We start from the raw sequence: 21,920 nt of genomic DNA, 5'->3' as shown, positions 1-21,920 counted from the left end.
GTCTTGGGTAATACGTAGCAAATTCCAGCCATGTCTGGGGCCATCACGCTCGCGCTTCAACTGGAGGTATCCGCGTCCCACTAGCCAGCGCATATCTTCTGTGTATGGCGGCCAATTCCGGCGACCGACCCAAAGGCCATCCTTGTAGAAATCCTCAACTGCCCAGAGCAACGCCATGCGCCGACGTATCGCTGGCGGTGAAACGAGCGGGAATGCGGGTAGATTTCGCTGCCGCTCGATCGCCACCCGCCTTTCGACTACCCGCTGCTTCCAGGGCACCGGGCGATTTGCCCACTGTGCCGGTCCTGCCAAGCGGCCCATCTCAAAACCTCGGAATATCCGGAAACGCCATCTGCCCGCGATGCACGTGCATCCTCCCAAGCTCCGCGCACCGGCGCAGTTGCGGAAACACTTTTCCCGGGTTGAGCAGGTGGTTAGGGTCGAAGGCGCATTTGACGCGCATCTGCTGGTCGAGGTCGATCTGGTTGAACATCTCCGGCATCAAGTCGCGCTTCTCCACGCCGACGCCGTGCTCGCCGGTCAGGACGCCGCCGACCTCGACGCAAAGCCGCAATATGTCGGCGCCGAAGCTTTCGGCCTTGTCGAGCTCGCCCGGCACATTGGCGTCGTAGAGGATAAGCGGGTGCAGATTGCCATCGCCGGCGTGGAAGACATTGGCGACGCCGAGGCCGTATTTCTCCGAGAGATCACGCATGCCGGCGAGCACACGGGGCAGTTCCTTGCGCGGGATGGTGCCGTCCATGCAGTAATAATCGGGCGAGATGCGCCCGACGGCCGGGAAAGCCGCCTTTCGGCCGGCCCAGAAACTCAGCCGCTCCTGCTCGGACTGAGAGATGCGGCAAGTGGTGGAGCCGTTGCGATAGGCGATCGCCTCGACGAGGCCGATCAGGTGGTCGACCTCGACGCTCGGGCCGTCGAGCTCGACGATCAAGAGCGCCTCGACATCGAGCGGATAGCCGGCATGGACGAAATCCTCCGCCGCGTGGATGGCCGGGCGATCCATCATCTCCATGCCGCCCGGTATGATGCCGGCGCCGATAATGTCGGCGACGCATTGGCCGCCCTCCTCGCTGGTCGGAAAGCCTATCAGCAGTGCGCGCGCCGTGTCTGGCTTCTTCAGGATGCGGACGGTCACCTCGGTGACGACGCCGAGCAGGCCTTCCGAGCCGGTCATCACGCCGAGCAGGTCGTAGCCCTCCTGGTCGAGATGGCCTCCGCCGAGCCGCACCACCTCGCCATTCATCAGCACCATCTCGACGCCCAGCACATTGTTGGCGGTGAGCCCGTATTTCAGGCAGTGCACGCCGCCGGAATTCTCCGCGACATTGCCGCCGATCGAGCAGGCGATCTGGGAGGATGGATCGGGGGCGTAGTAAAAGCCCTCCTGCTCGACGGCGGTGGTGATGCCTAGATTGGTGACGCCCGGCTGGGCAACGACGATGCGGTTCGGGTAATCGATCGCCAGGATGCGGTTGAAGCGGCTCATGACCAGCAGCACCGCGTCTTCCAGCGGCAGCGCGCCGCCCGACAGCGAGGTGCCGGAGCCGCGCGGCACGACGCGGATATTGCGCTCGTTGCAGTATTTCAGCACGCGGGAAACCTGGGCGACCGTTTCCGGCAGCACCACAACCAGCGGCAGCTGCCGGTAGGCGGTCAAGCCGTCGCTTTCGAAGGCGCGCATCTCATTGGCCGCGTCGACGACCCCCTCGCCCGGCACGATGATGCGCATGTCGGCAACGATCTCGGCGCGCCGGCGCATCGTCTCGGCATCTGGCTTGGGCATGGCTAGGCCGGACATCGGTCATCTCGCTAGACTGGTCAAAATCTTTTACCAGCCTGGCGGTCTTGTTGCAAACGCTGCTTTGGTCGCATCGGGCGGTGAGCGTGACGCCAGGCTTCCGCAGCGGCAATCTGCCGCTGCCTTTCGCCATGCAGGAGAGGATTACTCGCCCGGATGCTTCGCCGGCTCGGAATGCATCTTGCGCACCCGGCGCACGCCCCACCAGACGAGCAGGATGGCGACCGGGACGGAGGCCGCGGTGACGACCTCGGGCGCGAAAGCGTGACCGAAGACCGAGGCGCCCTTGGCGACATAGCCGATGAGGCCGACGACATAATAGGAGACGGCGGCCACCGACAGGCCTTCGACGGTCTGCTGCAGGCGCAGCTGCAGCCGGGCGCGGTTGTTCATCGAGGCGAGCAGGTCACGGTTCTGCTTCTCGACATCGACATCGACCCAGGTGCGCAGCAGCGTGGTGGCGCGGGTGAGTTTGCGCGACAGGTTGGCCTGGCGCTCCTCGACCGAGCGGCAGGTGCGCATGGCCGGCGCCATGCGGCGCTGCAGGAAGCCGGCCCAGGTGTCGTAACCCTGCACCGGCTCCTCTTCCAGCGCCTCGAGTCTTTCGGTGACGATGCCGTCATAGGCGCGGCTGGCGCCGAAACGGTAGAGGCTGGACGCGGCGTCGGCCTCGAGTTCGGCGGCGAGCTCAGTCAGATCGGCGAGCAGCGTCTGGCTGTCGCGGGTCTCGACCGCCTTCATTTCCAGCGTGGTCTGCGCCAGGCGGTCCTCGATGCGGCGGGCGCGGCCGGACAGCGTCAACGCCATCGGCAGGCCGAGCATGGCGAGCGTGCGATAGGTCTCGATATCGATCAGCCTCTGCGACAAGGCGCCGGTGCTGGCCGGCGTCAGGCCGCGATCGAGCACCAGCATGCGGGTCAGGCCGTCGCCGTCCTGGCGGAAATCGGTGATGATGGCGGCGGCGCCCCGCTCGACCAGCGAATAGCACAGGCTGGTCGGATCGAAGCCGGCGATCAGCTTCTCGCTCGCCTGCGTCCATTTGCGGATTTCGAGGCGGATGCCGGAAATCACCGTGCCGGGCGGCGAGAAGCCGTTGCCGAAGGGCGAATCCTCCTGGGCCCGGCCGTTCTCGGCCAGCGGCCCTTCCCAGAGATAGGTCGAGAATTCCGTATGCCGCTCCCAGCGCAGCGTGCCCTTGCCCCATTTCATCGCATGGTGGCGGGCATTGCGCTCGGGCGCGGCGATGCCGAGCCGCCGGGACAGCTCGGCCAGCACGGCATGGTCGACCGCGGCGCCGCCCTCGGTCATGAAGGAAAGCTGGATGAGCACGCGCGGTTTTTCGATCAGCGGGTGCGGGCGCGCATGGACCTCGCCCAGCGCGCCAGGTCGCCCCTCATGCGCCGGGAAGCCCATCACGCTGCCCTGCGCGCGCGGCTGGAATTCGAGCTTCTCGTCCGACACGGCTGGTCCCCCTGGTTTCGACCCATCGTGCAATTCCGTCGTCTTGCGGCAATCGGCGGGACGCGTAAACAGCAAATATCGGCATCGAAGGACGTTGAGCCGCGGCAGGCGATGCGGTTGGGCGTGGGCGAATTGGATAAATAATTTGACCAGTTGGCGACGGAAGCTTTAATCTGGGCTACTTCCGTTCCGTTCCCCAGGCGTCCCTTTGAGCGACATTTTCTCCCGGATCGAGCATTCGCGCACCGCCGACGAGGTGGTGCAGCAGATAGAGAGCCTGATCCTCGAAGGCGTGCTGCGCACTGGCGACCGGCTGCCCGGCGAGCGCGAGCTGGCGCGCCAGTTCGACGTGTCGCGGCCGATCCTGCGCGACGCGCTGAAGGCGCTGGAGGCGCGCGGGTTGCTGACGACCAAGGCCGGCGGCGGCACGCATGTCGCCGACGTGATCGGCCAACTCTTCACCAAGCCGGTGACGGACCTTATCTCCACGAACCGCAAGGCGGTGACCGACTATCTGGAATACCGGCGCGAAGTCGAGGCGGTGGCGGCAGAGTATGCGGCGCGCCGGGCGACGCCGGAGGATCTCGCCCTGCTCGACCGCATCATGGCGCGCATGGACGAGGCGCACCGGACCGGAGACTTCGACGACGAGGCGGAGATCGACGTCGAGTTCCACCATGCGGTGTGCGAATGCGCGCACAACATCATCCTCTTGCACACGTTGCGCTCCTGCTACCGGCTGCTGTCGGAGGGCGTGTTCCAGAACCGGCTTCTGGTGTTCGGCGTGCCGGGGGCGCGCGAGGCGCTGCTCGAGCAGCACCGGTCAATCCATAACGCGATCAGGGCCGGCGACCCGATCGCGGCGCGCAAGGCGGCGATGGACCACATCAGCTATGTCGAACGCTCGATGGCGGAAGCCGAGCGCAGCGGTGACTGGCAGCGTGTGTCCAGGTTGCGCCTCAGGCAACGTTCGGACGCCGGCGACATCGCATCCACACGAAAACGCTCCTAAGCAATCTAGCAGGGACCACCATGAGCGACATCCTCACCATCGCCGATCTCAAGGACCTGGCACGCCGCAGGGTGCCGAAGATGTTCTTCGACTATGCCGATTCCGGCGCCTGGACGGAGAGCACCTACCGGGCCAACGAAGAGGATTTCGGCAAGATCAAATTCCGCCAGCGCGTGCTGGTCGACATGAGCAACCGCTCGCTGGAATCGACCATGATCGGGCAGACCGTGGCGATGCCGGTGGCGCTCGCGCCGACCGGGCTGACCGGCATGCAGCATGCCGACGGCGAGATGCTGGCGGCGCAGGCGGCGGAAGAGTTCGGCGTGCCGTTCACGCTGTCCACCATGAGCATCTGCTCGATCGAGGATGTCGCCTCCGTGACCAAGAAGCCGTTCTGGTTCCAGCTCTACGTGCTGCGCGACAAGGATTTCGTGCTCAACCTGATCGACCGCGCCAAGGCGGCAAAGTGTTCGGCGCTGGTGCTGACGCTCGATCTGCAGATCCTGGGGCAGCGCCACAAGGACGTGCGCAACGGGCTTTCGGCGCCGCCCAAAATGACGCTTGCCAACATCATCGACCTGGCGCTGAAGCCGCGCTGGTGTCTGGGCATCGCCGGCACGCCGCGCCGGACCTTCCGCAACATCGTCGGACACGCCAAGGGCGTGGGGGACGTCTCCTCGCTGTCGTCCTGGACGGCGGAGCAGTTCGATCCGCAGCTGTCGTGGAAGGATGTCGCCTGGATCAAGGAGCGCTGGGGCGGCAAGCTGATCCTGAAGGGCATCCTCGACACGGAGGATGCGTTGATGGCGGTCGAGACCGGCGCCGATGCGATCGTGGTCTCCAATCACGGCGGGCGCCAGCTCGACGGCGCCGCCTCGTCGATCTCGGTGCTGGAAGAGATCGCCGATGCGGTCGGCGACAGGATCGAAGTCCATATGGATGGCGGCATCCGCTCCGGCCAGGATGTGCTCAAGGCGCTCTGCCTTGGCGCCAAGGGCACCTATATCGGCAGACCCTTCCTCTATGGCCTCGGCGCGATGGGCAAGGACGGCGTCACCAAGGCGCTCGAGATCATCCGCAAGGAAATGGATGTCACGATGGCACTGTGCGGTAAGCGTTTGGTAACCGACATGGGCAAGGACCAGTTGCGACGCTAGGTCTTATTCACTGATCCGCCCTAGCTTTCCCGTGGTGAACCACACGGGAAAGACGTACGCCTTGACTGAAACCGGCATCCATTGCCTCGACGCGCGCGGTCCGGACGGCATGCGTCTCTATGCGATCGGCGACGTGCATGGCCGCCACGACCTGCTCGCCGCCATGCACCGGCGCATCGCGAGCGAACTGGAATATGCGCCCGCCTCCGACTGGCGCATCATCCATCTCGGCGACTATGTCGATCGCGGTCCTGACTCCAGAAGCGTCATCGACTTCCTGATCGAGGCGCGCAAGCGCGATGCGCGCAACCTGATGCTTGCCGGCAACCACGATATCGGCTTCCTTGATTTTCTCGACCACCCGAACCCGGACGGGCTGTTCATGAACTATGGCGGGATCCAGACCGCGGCGTCATACGGCGTGAAGCTCTCGACCGGCAGCGGTTGGTTCGGCAGGCCGGACGAGGCGCTGGCGCGCGGACATGCGGCATTGGTCGAAGCTGTGCCGCAAGCACATGTCGACTTCCTGCGCTCTCTGACGTTTGCAGCGACCTTCGGCGACTTCTTCTTCTGCCATGCCGGGATAAGGCCGGGCGTGCCGCTCGACCGCCAGAACCAGCAGGACCTGATCTGGATCCGCGACGCCTTCCACGACCATCCAGGGCTTTTTTCCAAGGTGATCGTGCACGGGCACACGCCCGTCCCGGAAGCCGAGGTGATGGCCAACCGCGTCAATGTCGACACGCTCGCCTGGAAATCGGGAACGCTGAGCGCGCTCGCCGTCAATGGCGGCGACAAACGCATCCTGACCGTCCAAGGCAAAGCGCTTTAGACGCGGTCCCGGCGCGGGCGAGCTTCCGATTTTGATTGGCTTAGTTCAGCGAGGCGGTGACGCCGTAGCCGTCGACGGCACGGTGATTGGTCGCTGCGTCGGCGGCATAAATGCCCAGGCCGCAGAGCACGATGGCAGACAGCATGACAAAAGACAGGAGAGCTGCTTTCACGGACGTCATCTCTGGTTAAGCTTTCTGCATCTGGGCACGAGGCGGTTACCAATGCGTTGAAACGATAAAATGCGTCTCAATGTTTCGACGATTTCGCGCTTCTAAGCAGATTCTGTATCGCCGGTGTGTCGGCTGGATCACACAAAAGGTTCATGGCGGTTGCACCGGCGATACAAAGCGCGCCCTCTTAGGCGAGCGGCCGGACACAAACCAAGGAAGAAGGGGGTTTTCCCCAGACGGAATCGGAACGGCGTGCCAAATATGCCACGCTGCGCTCGACCGGCTCGATAATCAGATGGTGGCCACCCAGGCGCGGGCAATCGCCAGCCCCGCGGCGTCGGCGCCCGGACCGTTGCGGGCCATCTCGTCGGCGAGCCGCTCGTTCCAGTCGGGATGACGCTCGGCGATCGTAGCCGCGAAGGACGTGCTCCAGTCGCGCACCATCGGCGTATCGGCCTCGAAGTGGAACTGGAAGCCATAGACGGCGCGGCCGAGGCGGAAGGCCTGGTTTTCCGCGATCGCGCTGCCGGCGAGCCGCACGGCATTTTCCGGCAGGCCGAACGTGTCGTCATGCCATTCGAAGATAGGGAATTTCTCGGGCAGCGCCGCCAGGACCGGATCCGATTTGGCGGCCGGCGTCAGCGAGACCTTGTGCCAGCCGAACTCGGTGGCGCCGCCGATGTGGTTGTCGCCGCCGAACGCGCGGGCAAGGAGCTGGCTGCCGAGGCAGATGCCGAGCACCGAGCGGTCCCTGTCGGCGAAATCGCGCGTCAGCTCGAGGAGCGCCGGGAAATAGGGATAGTCCTTGTCGGCCAGCGCATTCTGGCCGCCGCCCAGCAAGACCATCGCATCATGCCCGCCTGCATCCTGCGGCAACGGATCCCCTTGGTAAGGACGCCGCAGGTCGAGATCGGCGCCCGCCTCGGCCAGCGCGACACCGACCTGGCCGAGGCCGGTGTTGTCGTAGTTCTGGACCACCAGCACGCGCATCGAGAATCCTGCTGACATGAAAACGCTGGGGCGAGCGATATCATGCAGCCCGCATTTCAGCCAAGATGCGCATCGAGAGAGAAAGCTATGCCACTGCAGAACCGGGTCGACCCCTTCGGCGCCATCCATGCCGTGCCGGAGCGCGGCCTGTTCACGGGCAATCGCGGCATCATCCATGATCCGGAGACCAAGACGTTGCTGAGGAAACGCTGGGCCCTGCATGCCTGGATCATCTGCGCTTGCCGGTTTCGCGACGTGCGGCGCGAGCCGATGGGCCGCAATCGGCCCGGCGGCAAGGCCGGCTGGACGGAACTGTTCTTCCTCGACGAGGTGACGGCATTGGCCGCCGGCCACCGGCCCTGCTTCTTCTGCCGGCGTGAACGGGCGACCGATTTCGTCGGCCGCTTCGGCGAGGCGCTCGGCATTGACGTGCCGCGCGCGCCGATGGTCGACAAACGGCTGCACAAGGAGCGGCTGGCTTCGGGTGGGCAGCCGCCTGCCGTGTCCGCGGAAGACCTCAACGGCTTGCCTGACGGCTCGATGATAGCCAGCGGCGATACCGCCTATGCGACCCGCGCCGGCAAGGCACTCGAATGGTCATTCGCGGGCTATGCAGATCCCATCGCCTTCGATCGCTTCGCCGGTTCTTCACTGCGCCTGCTGACGCCAGCGACCACCATTGCGGTTTTGCGTCAAGGCTTTGCGCCGGTCTGGCATCCGACCGCTGATACTTGACGACAGTCAACGCCTCGCTCATCGCTAGGCAGATATTCGTGGGATGTCCCACGAATATCTGCTTAGGTTCCCTTGTTTTTCGCAGGTTCTAATCGCAAAACCGCAGGACCCCTTTTGCGGAACCTGCTTGGGCCATGCGCGCCAACTACAAAATGCAGCGGCTGTTCGTGCCGGACGATCTCGGGCCGGGCCTCGAATTCGATGCCGGCCAACAGCAAAGCCATTATCTCGCCCATGTGCTGCGGCTCGGCGAAGGCGCCGAGGTGCTGCTTTTCAACGGCCGCGACGGCGAATGGTCGGCTGCGATCGCCGCGAAGTCGAAGAAGGCGGTCCGGCTGAAGGTGCTGGAGTTGCAGCGGCCGCAGCCGCCGCTGCCCGATCTCGTCTACTGCTTCGCGCCGCTGAAGCAGGGCCGGCTCGATTATCTGGTGCAAAAGGCGGTCGAGATGGGGGCCGGCACACTGCAGCCGGTCATCACCCAGCACACGCAGGTGGCAAAGCCCGGCATCGACCGGCTGCGCGCCAACGTGGTGGAAGCGGCCGAGCAATGCGGCGTACTTGCGGTGCCGGAGATGCGCGAGGCGGAGAAGCTGGAGCGGCTTCTTGCCAATTGGGACAAGGAGCGGCGGCTGATCTTCTGCGACGAGGATGCCTCGACCAACAATCCGCTGCCGGCCCTGCAAGCGGTAAGGGAAAAGAAACTTGCGCTTCTGGTCGGACCTGAGGGCGGATTTTCCGAGGACGAGCGCAAGATGCTGAGGGCCTTGCCTTTCGTCACCGCCATCCCGCTCGGGCCGCGGATCCTGCGCGCCGACACCGCGGCGGTGGCGGCATTGGCGGTGATGCAGGCGACGGTCGGCGACTGGTGATCAAATCCTCTTGAGGCCTGGCTCAGGATTTTTTGCTTGATCGTCTGCCGGCATTTCGTCCATCTAGCGCCGGCGGCCGTCCGGCCACTGCAGCACCGCGCCTCCTTTTCGTGGGGCAATGGGCGCTGTAACACTTAAAAGACTTGCGCAGGACGTCCAGCGGAAATCGGTCCCGGTTTTCGGAGATCATGCGCACGGAGGGGCGAGATGGCGCGCGACACAACCGATACCCAGCCCATCGAAGGCATCGACGAACTGGTCGGCTACCTGGCCGCCGGCAACAAGCCGCGTGACAAATGGCGCATCGGCACCGAGCACGAGAAATTCCCCTTCTATGTCGACGGCAACGAGCCCGTGCCCTATGGCGGCGAGCGCGGCATCCGCGCCATCCTGGAAGGCATGCAGGAAAAGCTGGGCTGGGATCCGATCATGGATGCGGGCCGCATCATCGGCCTTGTCGAGCCGACCGGCCAGGGCGCGATCTCGCTGGAGCCCGGCGGCCAGTTCGAGCTTTCCGGCGCGCCGCTGGAGTCGATCCACCAGACCTGCCGCGAGGGCAACGCGCATCTGGCGCAGGTGCGCGAGATCGCCGAGCCGCTCGGCATCCGCTTCCTCGGCCTCGGCGGCAGCCCGAAATGGTCGCTGGCCGACACGCCGAAAATGCCGAAGTCTCGCTACGAGATCATGACGCGCTACATGCCGAAGGTCGGCACCAAGGGCCTCGACATGATGTACCGCACCTGCACGATCCAGGTGAATCTCGACTTCGAGAGCGAGACCGACATGCGCCGCAAGATGCAGGTGTCGCTGAAGCTGCAGCCGCTGTCGACGGCGCTGTTCGCCAACTCGCCCTTCACCGAGAGCCGGCCGAACGGGCTGCAGAGCTGGCGCGGCGACATCTGGCGCGATACCGACAACCAGCGCTCCGGCATGCTCGAATTCTGCTTCGCGCCGGATTTCGGCTTTGCCGACTATGTCGAATGGGCGCTCGACGTGCCGATGTATTTCGTCATCCGCGACGGTCACTATCACGATATGACGCGCTATACCTTCCGCCAGTTCATGGCGGGAGCTGCCCGCAACGAAGTCCCCGACGGCTTGCCGACGATGGGCGACTGGGCCAACCATCTCTCCACCCTGTTCCCCGACGTGCGGCTGAAGCGCTTCCTCGAGATGCGCGGCGCCGATGGCGGGCCGTGGCGGCGCATCTGCGCCCTGCCCGCCTTCTGGGTCGGGCTGCTCTATGACGAGCAGGCGCTGGACGCCGCCGAGGCGCTGACATCGAGCTGGACCTATGAGGAAGCACTGGCGATGCGCAACGCCGTGCCGGAGCTCGGCATCGCCACGCCGTTCCGCAACGCCACCTTGCGCGACGTCGCCCGCGACGTGCTCGCCATCTCGCGCATGGGCCTGAAGAACCGCTGCAAGAAGAACCGCGACGGCTATGACGAGACGTCGTTCCTCAACACGCTCGACGAGGTGGTGGCGCGCGGCACCACCAGTGCCGAAGAGATGCTGTCGGCCTACCACACGCGCTGGGGCGGCTCGATCGAGCCGGTGTTCATGGAATATGCCTATTAACCGTCAGGGATGCGTCGAGCGGTGGGCAGCAAAAGCCGCTTCAATCGGTGATGGAAAGGAACTAGGCTCCTCAGGAGGATATTCTCGGAGGAGAACCCGATGCCTTCCCTGTTCGACATTTTCACCCAGGCCCAGAACGGTGCCGGCATGCAGGCGCTGGCACAGCAATACGGGCTTTCGATGCAACAGGCCCAGGCCGCCGTGCAGGCGCTGCTGCCGGCCTTCTCGCAAGGGTTGCAGCGCAACACCGCCGATCCTTACGGGATGGGCGCGTTCTTGACCGCGATGGCGAGCGGCCAGCATGCCAAGTATTTCGAGGACGCCAGGAGGGCCTTTTCGCCGCAAGGCATCGATGAAGGCAACGGCATCCTCGGCCATCTGTTCGGCTCGAAGGAGCTGTCGCGGGCCGTGGCAGCCCAAGCTGCGCAGGCGACGGGATTGAGCCAGCAGGTGCTGCAACAGATGCTGCCGGCCCTGGCTTCGATGATGATGGGCGGACTGTTCAACCAGACCAACAACCAGATGCGGGCGGCCGGAGGCCTCGGCGGCAACAATCCGCTCGGCGAGATCATCGAGGAGATGATGCGGCAAAGCGGCGTCTCGCCGCCGCCGCAGCAACGCCAGGCGCCGCAGCCGGCGCCAAATCCCTACGGCGAGAACCCGCTCGGCAAAGTGCTGCAGGACATGTTCGGCGGCGGTGCGTCGCAGTCCCAACCCCAGAACCAGCCGCAGCAATCGCCCAATCCTTACGGCGAGAACCCGCTCGGCAAGGTGCTGCAGGACATGTTCGGCGGCGGCGCGGCGCAGCAGCCGCAGCAGACTCGGCCGCAACAGACGCAAAGCTCCTATGGCGACAATCCGCTGGGCAAGATCTTCGAGGAGATGCTGCGCCAAGGCGGCGGCGGTTTCGGCTTGCCCGGCGCGCAACCGGCACCGCAGCCGCAACAACGCCAGCCGCAGCAGAACGCGCCGCAACAGCCGCAGACCAACCCGAGCGGGCGGCCGCGAAATCCCTTCGACGACATCTTCGGGAAGATGTTCGAGACCGGCGCGCAGCAGCGCGACGAGTATCAAAAGGGCGTGGAGACGATCTTCGACCAGTTCAAGCGCGACATGGACCGACGTTAGGTTTCGCAACCTAGGATGTGTCGAGATTCAGGTCAGGCCGAGCCGGAGTCGAAGACGGGCGCGAAACGACCAAAATGCCGGCTTCCGAGAACCGGAGCGGAGCGTACTTAAGGACGTGAGCACCGGAAGCGCAGGAGGCCTGCATTTGCAGGCCGGCCTCACCTGAATATCGGCATATCTTAAAAAAATGCCCGGTCCTGGAGGAGAACCGGGCAATGTGCAGGCTGGCCGGCGGGGAACCGGCAGGGAGTGTGGGAGCCTGCATGAAGCTTGGTCGCGCCGAGCCGCGAAAAGGTTCAATGCGACCGGAAATTCAGGCAACGCGGGCGTTCAGGCCACCCGACGAGCGAGATCCTCGATCGTGTCGGCACGCTCGCTGGCGATGGCGCGCAGCTTCACGGTCGGGTCGCGGCCGAACGGCACGGCGACGGCAACATGGAGGTCGGCGCGCGTCAGGCCGATATCGGCAAGCTCGGCGTCCGACATCTCGCCCAGACGATAGAAGGCGCGGCGGTTTTTCCAGGCTACGTAGGCGTTGGCGAGAGCATTGAGCACGCGCGTCGCAACGGCCGGACGCGTGGTGATGCGCGGGGTCTCGGAAGCGAATTCGATCGTGGTCATGTCAGTCTCTCCTTCCAGGAGTCGAGCGGACGAAACCAGTCAATCGGCGCCTTGGGAGAAGCGCCATCGCGGTTTCGATTCGCTTAAGTGATGCATGTCGTCGCCCCAAAAGCGGGGCCACTTTTGGGCGACACGCAGTGCCTTCATGTGGACGATGCCAATTTGCCATCCTGCGATTGATTAATCCAACGAATGTTTTTAATCTGTAGCATCAACATCAATGATAGGTTGGACCGATGAAAGCGCCGCTCGACCTCGATCAGTTGCAGACCTTCATCTCAATCGCCGACACAGGAAGCTTCACCCGCGCGGCCGAAGAGGTGCACCGGACACAGTCGGCCGTGTCGATGCAGATGCGGCGGCTGGAGGAGCGGATCGGCAAGCCGCTGTTCGAAAAGGACGGCCGCACCAACAAGCTGACCGAGGAGGGCGACCGGCTGCTTTCCTATGCGCGGCGACTGATCTACCTCAACCGCGAGACCTTGGCCGCCTTCGACGACCAGCGGCTCGAAGGCACCATCCGCATCGGCACGCCGGACGACTATGCCGACCGCTTCCTGCCCGAGATCATGGCGCGCTTCTCGCGCTCCAACCCGCGGGTCGAGCTGACCGTCGTCTGCGAGCCGACGCCGGGGCTGGTCGAGCACATCAAGCGCGGCAATCTCGACCTGGCGCTGGTGACGCATAACGACACGCGCGGCCAGTCGGAAGTGGTTCGGCGCGAGCCGCTTTTGTGGGTGACCTCGGCCAACCACGCCACGCATGAGCAGGAAACCCTGCCGATGGCATTCGGCCGGCCGAACTGCATCTGGCGGCGCGCCGCCGTCGACGTGCTCGACCGGCAGAATCGCGACTACCGCGTGCTGTTCTCCAGCTTCTCGGCCACCGTGATCACCGCGGCCGTGCTTTCCGGCCTGGCGGTCTCGGTGCTGCCGGAATGCGCGCTCAGGCCCGGCATGCGCGTGCTCGGCGAGGCCGACGGGTTCGGCCAGTTGCCGGATTGCCGCATCGGCATCATGCGCGGTCAGACCTCGCAGCCGGAGATCGTCGACGCCTTGGCCCGCCACATCGCCGAGAGCCTCGACAATATTTCCGTGCCGGTCAGCGAAGAGGCTGGAAGTTTCGACTTCGCCGCGCTCGCCTTCGCCAAGATGAAGCGGGTCAAGGCGAACCAGATCATGCCTGGGTGGTAACGTCAGGCCCGAGCGACGGAACGCCCCTGATCGAGCGACGAGACACCCGGCAACGCAAGCAACTGGCCGGGCTCCAGGGGCGGCGACAGCAGGTAGCCCTGCAATTGGCGGCAACCCATGCCGACCAGCAGGTTCTTTTGCGCATCCGTCTCGACGCCTTCGGCGGTCACCTCGACCTTGAGCGCCAGCGCCAGTTCGATCAGCGTCTTCGCGATCGCGCGGGCGCTTTCGTCCTCGTCGAGCAAGCGCACAAAGGAGCGGTCGATCTTCAACTTATCGATCGCCTGGCGGCGCAGATAGCTGAGCGAAGAATAGCCGGTGCCGAAATCGTCGAGCACGATGCGCACGCCGGACTGGCGCAGCGCGGCAATCACCGTGCCGATCGTGTCATTGTGCTCGAGCAGCACGCTTTCGGTGGTCTCGAGCTGCAAGCGGGACGGATCAAGCCCGCTTTCCTCCAGGACTGCGGCGACCTGTTCGGCAAAGCCGGTATCGCGCAGTTGCATGGGGGAGACGTTCACCGCGATCCACGGTAATTCGGTTCCGGCGGCGAAGCGGCAGGCTTCGCTCAGCGACCATTTGCCCAAATCGCCAATGAGGCCGCGCTCCTCGGCGATGGCGATGAACTGCGCCGCCGGCAAGGCGCCATGCACTTCATGTCCCCAGCGGATCAGCGCCTCGGCCCCGAGAATCCGATGGCCATCGCTCGCGAAAACCGGCTGATAGGCGAGCTTTATGCCGCCATCCCCCTCAAGCGCCTTGCGAAGTTCGGATTCGACCTTGCGCTTGCGCAACAAAAGGTCGTCCATGTCGCCGGCGAACACCTCGTAGCGGCCGCGACCGTTCTTCTTGGCCTCGTAAAGCGCGATATCGGCCTTGCGCAACAGGTCATCCGCGTCGGTCTCCGATCCAGACGACAGCGCGATGCCGACGCTCGCGCTGACAAAGACCTGGTCGTCGATCAGCCGGAACGGCTCGCGCAGCTTCACGAGCAGCCTTTTGGCGATGTCCTCGGCACTGCCGACATCGGGAACGTCGAGCAGGATGATGGCGAACTCGTCGCCGCCGAGGCGGGCGACGGTGTCGACTTCGCGGATCGTGTGCCTGAGACGCGCCGCCGTCTGGCGCACCAGTTGGTCGCCGGCCGGATGGCCGAGCGTGTCGTTGATATGCTTGAAGCGGTCGAGATCGAGGTAAAGCAGCGCCACGCGCGTTCCGTCCTGGCTGGCGAAGAGCAGCGTGCGCCGCAAGCGGTCCTCGAACAGCGCCCGATTGGGCAGTCCGGTGAGCGTGTCGTGGAAGGCGAGATATTGCGCCTCGTCCTGGCTGGTCTGCAGCGCGGCCGAGGCGCGACGCAACCTGCGCAACAGGAAGACCAGCACGCCACCGGCCAGAAGCAGCGCGATCGCCAGGGCAGGAGCGATCTCGCGTACCATGGCGAGGCCAGGGCGCAGTTGATCCCAGCCGATATAGCCGAGGATGACGCCGCGCGAATCGACCAGCGGCACAGCGGCCGGGCCAACGGGCTCGGACAAAGGCACCAGGCGCGCGCCTTCGAGCAGGTACTTTCCGGCGATGTTGCCGGCGACCGCGTCGTTGATGAACTCGACCGAGATATGCAGATATTCGGTGCCGGGCGCCTGCCTGATCCTGTCAGAGCTCGGCACGAGCGGCGCGACGCTGACGATCGCCGGCCTGCCGTCGATGGGCACCAGATCCTCGGCCGCCATCTTCATAGGCTGGCCGTGCGCCTCGGTTTGCGGCGGTCCAGCCAGCATGCCGCGCAGTTTTCCGATGATGGGAAGAAGCGTGAGCTGGTCTTCGCCATAGGCGGATGTATCGACCACCTTGCCCTCGCGCATGGCGTGGATCGGACGGTCGGCGCTATCCAGAATGTAAATCCGGTTATGGCCGTAATAGGTGTACATCCAGACGCTGAGATTGTCGGCTATCCAGGCCTGGTTGCCGGCCTTTGCATTGACGACCGAATCGTCCCAGACTGAAACGCTTTCCTGCTCCCGCCCGACAGTCGCGATCTGGTCCTGCAGGCCGTCGGCGACGAACCTCTTCTGCCGTTCGAGCGAGGCGTTATCGGCCTGACTGGCGGCGTAGAAGCCGAAACCGACGACAATGGCCAAGGCGAAAGCCGCGAGCGTCAGCACGGTCAGCGTGACCTGACGCGTCAACGGGCTGCTGTTGTGGCGTGCGCTCATCGCGTCCCTGGCCGGCTCTCCTGGCGCGTCAGTCAAAGCAAATCGGGCTTAAAATCGCGTTATAATATTAGCGAGGTTTCTCCGCGCTTGACGCCGGCCGATAAGCGCTCCCCAATCGCCAAATGAGTGAAACAGCAACCGAATCACGCAGCAACGCCACCGAATACACGGTGAGCGAGATTTCCGGCGCGCTGAAGCGCACTGTCGAGGACGCCTTCGGCAATGTGCGGGTGCGCGGCGAGATTTCCGGCTATCGCGGCCCGCATTCGTCCGGCCACGCTTACTTCGCGTTGAAGGACGACCGCGCGCGGATCGACGCCGTGGTCTGGAAGACCACCATGGCGCGGCTGAAATTCCGCCCCGAGGAAGGCATGGAGGTGATCGCCAGCGGCAGGCTGACGACCTATCCCGGAAAATCCAATTACCAGATCGTCATCGACAATCTGGAGCCGGCGGGCGCCGGCGCGCTGATGGCGCTCTTGGAAGAGCGCAAGCGCAGGCTGCAGGCCGAAGGCCTGTTCGATGCAAGCCGCAAGCGGCGGCTGCCGTTCATGCCCAAAGTCATCGGCGTCGTCACCTCGCCGACCGGTTCGGTGATCCGCGACATCATCCATCGCATCAAGGACCGGTTTCCGCTCCATGTTCTGGTCTGGCCGGTGCGGGTCCAGGGCGAGACGACGGCCAAGGAAGTCACCGCGGCCGTCAACGGCTTCAACGCATTGACGTGGGACGGGCCCATCCGCCAGCCCGATCTTCTGATCGTCGCGCGCGGCGGCGGCAGCCTCGAGGACCTCTGGGGCTTCAACGACGAAGGGCTGGCGCGAGCGGTGGCGGCGTCCGCCATCCCGGTGATCTCGGCCGTCGGGCACGAGACCGATACGACCCTGATCGACTTCGTTGCCGATAGGCGCGCGCCGACGCCGACGGGCGCGGCCGAGATCGCCGTGCCGGTCAGGGCGGACCTGGAGGCCACCTTGGCCAGCCTGGGCGCGCGGCTCAACGCCTGCGCCTCGCGGCATCTGGAACGCAAGCGCCAGGCGGTGCGCGCTGCGGCACGCGCGCTCCCCTCGCCCGACCAGTTGCTGGCGCTGCCGCGCCGCCGTTTCGACGATGCGACCAGCCGGCTCGGCCGCGGGCTGACGGTGAATATCGAGCGCAAGCGGGCAACGCTGGAGCGGCAAAGGCTGACGCCGGGCACGCTTTCGCGGCGCTTGAACGAAGCGCGCACCCTGACCGGCCGCGACATCGCGCGAGCCCGCGCGGCGTTCTTCGCCATCGTGCGCGAGCGGCGCCAGCACTTCCAGCGCAATTCGACGCGCCTGTCACCGGCACCGATCGTGCGGCGGCAGAAGCTGCAGGCCGAGGCACTGGCCGGACTGTCGCGCAGGCAGGACCAGGCGCTGGCACGGCGGCTCGACCGGCTGCGCGCCGCGTTGACACAGGCCGACCGGCTGCTCGCGACGCTGTCGCACAAGGCCGTGCTGGCGCGCGGCTTCGCGCTGGTCAAGGATGCCGACGGCACCGTCATCAAACGGGTCGCTGAGCTGGCGCCGGGCGCGGCGCTGCAGCTTGAATTCGCGGACGGCACTGCCGAAGCCATCGCCACTTCCGGCAGCGCACGGCCGAAGCTTGCCACGAAGCCGACCGCCAAGGCCAAAGAGCCGGGCAATCAGGGTTCGTTGTTCTGAGGTCTGCATGAGCAATCACGACCCGCATCTTCGCACCCCGTCCGGCAAGCCGCGCCTGCGCGCCTTCGGCATCGCGCTCGACGGTACGCCGGGCCGTTTCAACGCCATCACCGACGTTCCGGGCGTGTCGGTGGGCTATACGACGCTGATTTCCGGCGACGGTCCGCTGCAGGTCGGCAAGGGACCGGTGCGTACCGGCGTCACCGCGATCCTGCCAAGGCCGGTCGAAGAGCTGGCGACACCGGCTTTCGCCGGCGTGTTCAGCCAGAACGGCAATGGCGAGCTGACGGGCACGCATATCATCGAGGAGACCGGCGCGTTCAACTTCCCGGTCACCATCACCAACACGCATTCCTGCGGCGTCACCCGCGACGCCACGCTGCGCTGGATGCACAAGGCGTTGCCGGCCGCGCTCGATACAGGCTGGGGCCTGCCGGTGGCGGCCGAGACCTATGACGGCTTCCTCAACGACATCAACGGCCATCATGTAAGCGCGGAACATGTGACAAGAGCGATCGACAGCGCCAGCGGCGGGGCCATCGAGGAAGGCAGCGTCGGCGGCGGCACCGGCATGATCACCTTCGGCTTCAAGGCCGGATCCGGCACCGCCTCGCGCGTCGTCGCATGGAAAGACAGGCGCTACATGCTGGGCGTGTTCGTGCAGTCGAATTTCGGCCAACGGCGCAATTTCACCATTCGTGGCCGGCGCATCGGGCAGGAGCTTGTCGAGCCGGCGATCCGCGAGGCGACGGCACGCGCCGAAAAGGGTTCGATCATCGCCGTCGTCGCTACCGACGCGCCGCTCCTGCCGCATCAGATGAAGCGGCTCGCCCGGCGCGTGCCGCTCGGCATCGCCATGACCGGCGGCTATGGCTATCACAGCTCGGGCGACATTTTTCTCGCCTTCTCGACCGGCAATCCCGAGGCGGCGCTTGGCGCTTCCGGGCGCATCGGACGCGCGGAGTTCATCCCGGACGTCGACATCGACCCGTTCTTCGAAGCGGTCGTGCAAGGCGTCGAGGAGGCGATCCTCAATGCATTGATCGCCAACGAGGATATGACCGGACGCGACGGCAATTTCGTGCCGGCGCTGCCGAAGGACCGGCTGAAGGAGATGTTCGGCTAAAGGATACCGCCGCCGGCCCGCGCCTGAGCATTTCACGGTTTCACGGAAACGGTGAAATGCTCTATTTCATTGTTTTACGCAATTCCGGGCGGAAAACCGCTCACATTTTTCCTGGAATTGCTCTAGGCTGGCAATTTATTCCGCAGCCTTGTCGGGTCGTGCTTCGCTGCCGCCCTCTTCGGCGGCCTCCTCGAGGCGCGACGCGATCAATTCCTGGATGTCGCCGACCTCTTCCTGGATGTCCTCGAGCAGAATGCCTGCCTCGGCGGCCTTGGCGCAGCATTCCTTGGCGAGGGTCTCTGCCTGCTTGTCGATCTTGATCGGCGAATGCTGGCATTGGACTTTCTCGCCAATCCATCCGCGCAAAAACTCGATCGCATGTTCACTCATATTGCTTTTTCCCTAGCGGCAAAGCCGGTTGGTAGCCATGAACGTCCGCCCCCCCGCACAGAAGGCATGCCCCATTCGAGCCGAGTCGGCCTCGACCGGCAAGACATCTTGCTCGTGAGACGCGGAGCCGAAGGAATGGAGAGGGTCGAGGTGCACGTTCAGATCATTGAGAATGATGGGATCGCTGGCCGGGAGCGATAGGCCGCTATTGTTGTTTTTGCTTGCTTTTTTCTAACTTTGACAGCGCATTTGTATCACAAACCGTATCGCGGTTTCCCGGTCGATGCCGCCCCGGCCTCAGCCGGAGCAGGCGCTATATAGTGGCATCCTCATGCAATGTCGACTCGGGCTCCGCCGTCCGGGCGGCTACCTCCCCAGAAGATTGCGCTCGACCGTCCTCAGATGCGTCAGCATGGCAGCGCTGGCGCCTTCGGAGTCGCGCGCCAGCAACGCATCCAGGACGAGCTGGTGCTCGCCGCAATAGGTGGCGCGGCGTTCCTCCGAGAAGGAACGCTTCTTCATCTCGAACCATGGCCGCTGATTGCGCAGGATGCGCATGAGATTGTGGATCTCCTTGAGGAAGTCGTTGCGCGAGCATGCGAAGATGCGGTGGTGGAATTCCGCGTCCCAGTGCTCAAAAGTGGGCATATCCTGCGACGCGCAGGCGATCTTGTGCGCCTCGCGCACGGCGTTCAATTCGCCGGCACTGGCGTTGGTCGCGGCGAAGGACGCCGCCGCCGGCTCCAGCAACTGCCTGATCTCCATCATGTCCGCGGGGCTGGTTCCTTCCATGCGCGCGACGGTCGCGGCCATGGAATCGGGGTTGCCCGCCGTCAAAAAGGTCCCGCGGCCCACATGGCGAACGACCGTGCCGTCATCCTCCAGCATGCTGACGGCGCGCCGCACCGTATTGCGCGCCACGCCGAACTCGCTGGCGAGGTCGCGCTCCGGCGGCATGCGGCCGTTCTCCAGCCACTCGCCCAGAGAAATGCGCTTCTTCAAGGCAATGGCGATATCGTTGGCAACCAGTTTAGGCATATTTGGCAGCTTATCTGATCCAATAGTGAACCATTTATAGCAGCTTTTCTTGCTCCCGTCCATCGTGCAAGTCGCAAGCATCTCAGCGTTCGCATGTCTCAGGCGTTGGAATATTTGATGAAACCAATCAGAATCCGGCTTGCGGCCTAAGCCAATTGGCGCTAGCGTGTTTCAAAAGAGCCGAAAATTGGCTCATAATTGGTTCACGGGAGGAACTTCATGCGGGTCGCGACTTTCTCGCTCGCCGGCGAAAGGCGGGTCGGCGTGGTCGATCTTGCCGCCCAGACCGTCGCCCCCTTCGACTTCCCCGTCGAGCGCGCCGCGGCCGGGTTGCTCGCGCTGATCGAGCGCAACGGAGCCGGGCTGCCGCGCACCCTTTCCCCGATCCCGCTGGCGAGCGTGGAGATCGAGGCGCCGATTCCACAGCCGCGCCGCAATATCTTCTGCGTCGGCAAGAACTATCACGAGCACGCGCACGAGTTTGCGCGCAGCGGCTTCGATTCCAGCGCCGGCGCCGGGGCGGTGCCGAAGCATCCGATCATCTTCTCGAAGGTGCCGGAATCGGTCGTCCCCAACCACGCCAGCGTGCTGATCGACTCCTCCGTGTCGACGGCGATCGACTATGAGGCGGAGCTTGCCGTCATCATCGGCAAGGGCGGCCGCGGCATCTCGAAGGAGGACGCCCTCGACCACGTCTGGGGCTATACGATCGTCAACGACGTCACGGCGCGCGACCTGCAAGGCAAATACAGCCAGTGGCTGATCGGCAAATCGCAGGACACGTTCTGTCCGATGGGTCCGTGGGCCGTCAGCAAGGACGAGTTCGACATCGCCAACGCCGGCATCCGCTGTTTCGTCAATGAGGACCTGCGCCAGGACTCCCGGATATCGCTGCTCATCTTCGATATACCGACGATCATCGCCACGCTCTCGCAAGGCATCACGCTGAAGCCCGGCGACATCATCGCCACCGGCACGCCCGTCGGGGTCGGCATCGGTTTCGATCCGCCCAGATATCTCAAGCCCGGCGACGTCGTGCGCATCGAGATCGACGGCATCGGCACGCTGGAGAACCGTTTCGTGGAGAGGCCGCAATGACGAGCGTGACTGTCGGCCAGGTCGTTGCGGAAGTAACCGGCGAAGGCGCGGCCGTGGTGATGATCCACGGCCTCGGCGGAACCTCGAACATGTTCCAGCCGCAGATGGGCGCGCTCTCCGGCTACCGCGTCATCCGGCTCGACCTGCCCGGCTCGGGCCGCTCGCCACGGCCGATCGAGCCGCTCACAATCGAGGGGATGAGCGAAGCCGTGATCCGCGCCATGGGCGGCATGGGTGTCGCGTCGGCGCATTTCGTAGGCCATTCGATGGGCACCATCGTGTGCCAGCAGATTGCCGCGACGCAGCCGGCGCTGGTAAAGTCGCTGACGCTGTTCGGCGCCCTGGCAGAACCCGGCGAGGCAACCCGGCAAGGGCTCGGCAACCGGGCGCGCCTGGCGCGTTCCGGCGGCATCGCCGACATCGCCGATCAGATCGTCGCCAACGCAATCTCGGCGCACACCAGGGAGACGTCGCCGGCGGCGGCGGCCTTCGTGCGGGAATCGATCACCCGTCAGGATCCCGAATCCTATGCCCGCACCTGTGAGGCGTTGGCGAAAGCCACGGCGGTCGATGCGCGCCGGATTTCGGCGCCGACCCTGCTCGTCACCGGCGATGCCGACACGGTCAATCCGCCGGGCGTCGCCCAGGCGCTTGCCGACAAGATCAAGGGAGCCGTATTCTCGTCGATCGATCGGTGCGGACACTGGGCCACGGTGGAAAGTCCGCGCGAGAGCAGCTCGAAGCTCGCCGATTTTTTGAGACGGGTTGATAGGTGAGGATTTCGCATCGGGCGTAAT

20 protein-coding genes are annotated in these 21,920 nt (G+C 64.8%); 12 read left to right on the top strand and 8 right to left on the bottom strand.

The genetic code is table 11. The features are described 5' to 3' along the window. Nucleotides 1–322 precede the first annotated feature (322 nt). A complete protein-coding gene (locus MJ8_RS06275) occupies nucleotides 323–1,819 on the bottom strand; it encodes an FAD-linked oxidase C-terminal domain-containing protein (RefSeq protein ID WP_201413580.1) in 1,497 nt (498 codons plus the stop codon). Nucleotides 1,820–1,963: 144 nt separating this feature from the next. Then, nucleotides 1,964–3,232 (bottom strand): DUF3422 family protein, encoded by a 1,269-nt coding sequence (locus MJ8_RS06270; protein ID WP_412177106.1) that lies wholly within the window; start codon nucleotides 3,230–3,232, stop codon nucleotides 1,964–1,966. A 256-nt stretch (nucleotides 3,233–3,488) separates the two neighbouring features. On the opposite strand from MJ8_RS06270, the gene MJ8_RS06265 reads away from it, so the two are divergent. From MJ8_RS06265 to MJ8_RS06255, 3 genes are all read left to right on the top strand, one after another. Then, entirely contained in the window at nucleotides 3,489–4,292 is an 804-nt protein-coding gene (locus MJ8_RS06265; protein WP_201413578.1) for an FCD domain-containing protein, read from the top strand. A 20-nt stretch (nucleotides 4,293–4,312) separates the two neighbouring features. Beyond that, nucleotides 4,313–5,449: an alpha-hydroxy acid oxidase gene (locus MJ8_RS06260; RefSeq protein ID WP_201413577.1), complete on the top strand. Its 1,137-nt coding sequence runs from the start codon at nucleotides 4,313–4,315 to the stop codon at nucleotides 5,447–5,449. Between the two features lie 61 nt (nucleotides 5,450–5,510). Beyond that, on the top strand, nucleotides 5,511–6,281 hold the full coding sequence (locus MJ8_RS06255) for a metallophosphoesterase (protein ID WP_201413576.1): 771 nt from the start codon (nucleotides 5,511–5,513) through the stop codon (nucleotides 6,279–6,281). 40 nt (nucleotides 6,282–6,321) lie between these two features. Here MJ8_RS06255 and MJ8_RS32525 read toward each other — a convergent pair whose 3' ends face one another. Together MJ8_RS32525 and MJ8_RS06250 are read right to left on the bottom strand one after the other, a co-directional pair. Further along, nucleotides 6,322–6,453 (bottom strand): hypothetical protein, encoded by a 132-nt coding sequence (locus tag MJ8_RS32525; RefSeq protein ID WP_263481599.1) that lies wholly within the window; start codon nucleotides 6,451–6,453, stop codon nucleotides 6,322–6,324. Nucleotides 6,454–6,744: 291 nt separating this feature from the next. Continuing rightward, nucleotides 6,745–7,443, bottom strand: coding sequence for a type 1 glutamine amidotransferase (locus MJ8_RS06250; RefSeq protein ID WP_201415326.1), 699 nt, complete (start codon nucleotides 7,441–7,443; stop codon nucleotides 6,745–6,747). 87 nt (nucleotides 7,444–7,530) lie between these two features. Between MJ8_RS06250 and MJ8_RS06245 the strand changes: the two genes are divergently transcribed. The 4 genes from MJ8_RS06245 to MJ8_RS06230 all read left to right on the top strand — a co-directional run bounded on the left by MJ8_RS06245 (nucleotide 7,531) and on the right by MJ8_RS06230 (nucleotide 11,756). After that, the gene (locus MJ8_RS06245) at nucleotides 7,531–8,178 is read left to right on the top strand and encodes a hypothetical protein (RefSeq protein WP_201413575.1); all 648 of its coding nucleotides are present in this window, start codon (nucleotides 7,531–7,533) and stop codon (nucleotides 8,176–8,178) included. 134 nt (nucleotides 8,179–8,312) lie between these two features. After that, entirely contained in the window at nucleotides 8,313–9,047 is a 735-nt protein-coding gene (locus tag MJ8_RS06240) for a 16S rRNA (uracil(1498)-N(3))-methyltransferase (RefSeq protein WP_201413574.1), read from the top strand. Between the two features lie 207 nt (nucleotides 9,048–9,254). Then, the gene (locus MJ8_RS06235) at nucleotides 9,255–10,628 is read left to right on the top strand and encodes a glutamate--cysteine ligase (RefSeq protein ID WP_201413573.1); all 1,374 of its coding nucleotides are present in this window, start codon (nucleotides 9,255–9,257) and stop codon (nucleotides 10,626–10,628) included. A gap of 99 nt (nucleotides 10,629–10,727) precedes the next feature. Then, nucleotides 10,728–11,756: a DUF937 domain-containing protein gene (locus tag MJ8_RS06230; protein ID WP_201413572.1), complete on the top strand. Its 1,029-nt coding sequence runs from the start codon at nucleotides 10,728–10,730 to the stop codon at nucleotides 11,754–11,756. Nucleotides 11,757–12,086: 330 nt separating this feature from the next. Here MJ8_RS06230 and MJ8_RS06225 read toward each other — a convergent pair whose 3' ends face one another. Beyond that, entirely contained in the window at nucleotides 12,087–12,377 is a 291-nt protein-coding gene (locus MJ8_RS06225; protein ID WP_201413571.1) for a DUF1127 domain-containing protein, read from the bottom strand. A gap of 236 nt (nucleotides 12,378–12,613) precedes the next feature. Here MJ8_RS06225 and MJ8_RS06220 point away from each other — a divergent pair, with 236 nt between their 5' ends. Then, a complete protein-coding gene (locus tag MJ8_RS06220) occupies nucleotides 12,614–13,570 on the top strand; it encodes a LysR substrate-binding domain-containing protein (RefSeq protein ID WP_042640974.1) in 957 nt (318 codons plus the stop codon). A gap of 2 nt (nucleotides 13,571–13,572) precedes the next feature. Here the strand turns inward: MJ8_RS06220 and MJ8_RS06215 are convergent, their stop codons facing one another. After that, nucleotides 13,573–15,783, bottom strand: coding sequence for an EAL domain-containing protein (locus MJ8_RS06215; protein ID WP_201413570.1), 2,211 nt, complete (start codon nucleotides 15,781–15,783; stop codon nucleotides 13,573–13,575). Nucleotides 15,784–15,905: 122 nt separating this feature from the next. Between MJ8_RS06215 and xseA the strand changes: the two genes are divergently transcribed. Beyond that, nucleotides 15,906–17,471 carry an exodeoxyribonuclease VII large subunit gene (gene xseA, locus MJ8_RS06210; RefSeq protein ID WP_201413569.1) on the top strand — a complete coding sequence of 522 codons (1,566 nt, stop codon included), beginning with the start codon at nucleotides 15,906–15,908 and terminating at the stop codon, nucleotides 17,469–17,471. A 7-nt stretch (nucleotides 17,472–17,478) separates the two neighbouring features. Beyond that, a complete protein-coding gene (locus tag MJ8_RS06205; RefSeq protein ID WP_201413568.1) occupies nucleotides 17,479–18,597 on the top strand; it encodes a P1 family peptidase in 1,119 nt (372 codons plus the stop codon). Between the two features lie 135 nt (nucleotides 18,598–18,732). Here the strand turns inward: MJ8_RS06205 and MJ8_RS06200 are convergent, their stop codons facing one another. Both MJ8_RS06200 and MJ8_RS06195 read right to left on the bottom strand, forming a co-directional pair. After that, nucleotides 18,733–18,987, bottom strand: a complete 255-nt coding sequence (locus MJ8_RS06200; protein WP_201413567.1) for a DUF768 domain-containing protein — start codon at nucleotides 18,985–18,987, stop codon at nucleotides 18,733–18,735. 366 nt (nucleotides 18,988–19,353) lie between these two features. Beyond that, nucleotides 19,354–20,025 carry a FadR/GntR family transcriptional regulator gene (locus tag MJ8_RS06195; protein ID WP_201413566.1) on the bottom strand — a complete coding sequence of 224 codons (672 nt, stop codon included), beginning with the start codon at nucleotides 20,023–20,025 and terminating at the stop codon, nucleotides 19,354–19,356. A 219-nt stretch (nucleotides 20,026–20,244) separates the two neighbouring features. On the opposite strand from MJ8_RS06195, the gene MJ8_RS06190 reads away from it, so the two are divergent. Both MJ8_RS06190 and MJ8_RS06185 read left to right on the top strand, forming a co-directional pair. Then, nucleotides 20,245–21,123, top strand: coding sequence for a fumarylacetoacetate hydrolase family protein (locus tag MJ8_RS06190; protein ID WP_201413565.1), 879 nt, complete (start codon nucleotides 20,245–20,247; stop codon nucleotides 21,121–21,123). Continuing rightward, nucleotides 21,120–21,899 carry an alpha/beta fold hydrolase gene (locus MJ8_RS06185; protein ID WP_201413564.1) on the top strand — a complete coding sequence of 260 codons (780 nt, stop codon included), beginning with the start codon at nucleotides 21,120–21,122 and terminating at the stop codon, nucleotides 21,897–21,899. Before MJ8_RS06190 ends, MJ8_RS06185 begins: the two co-directional genes overlap by 4 nt. The last annotated feature ends 21 nt before the right edge of the window (nucleotides 21,900–21,920 follow it).

Source organism: Mesorhizobium sp. J8, assembly GCF_016591715.1.
Lineage (GTDB): Bacteria > Pseudomonadota > Alphaproteobacteria > Rhizobiales > Rhizobiaceae > Mesorhizobium.
Note: the sequence above shows the minus strand (reverse complement) of the source record. Positions and strands in the feature narration are given on the sequence as shown.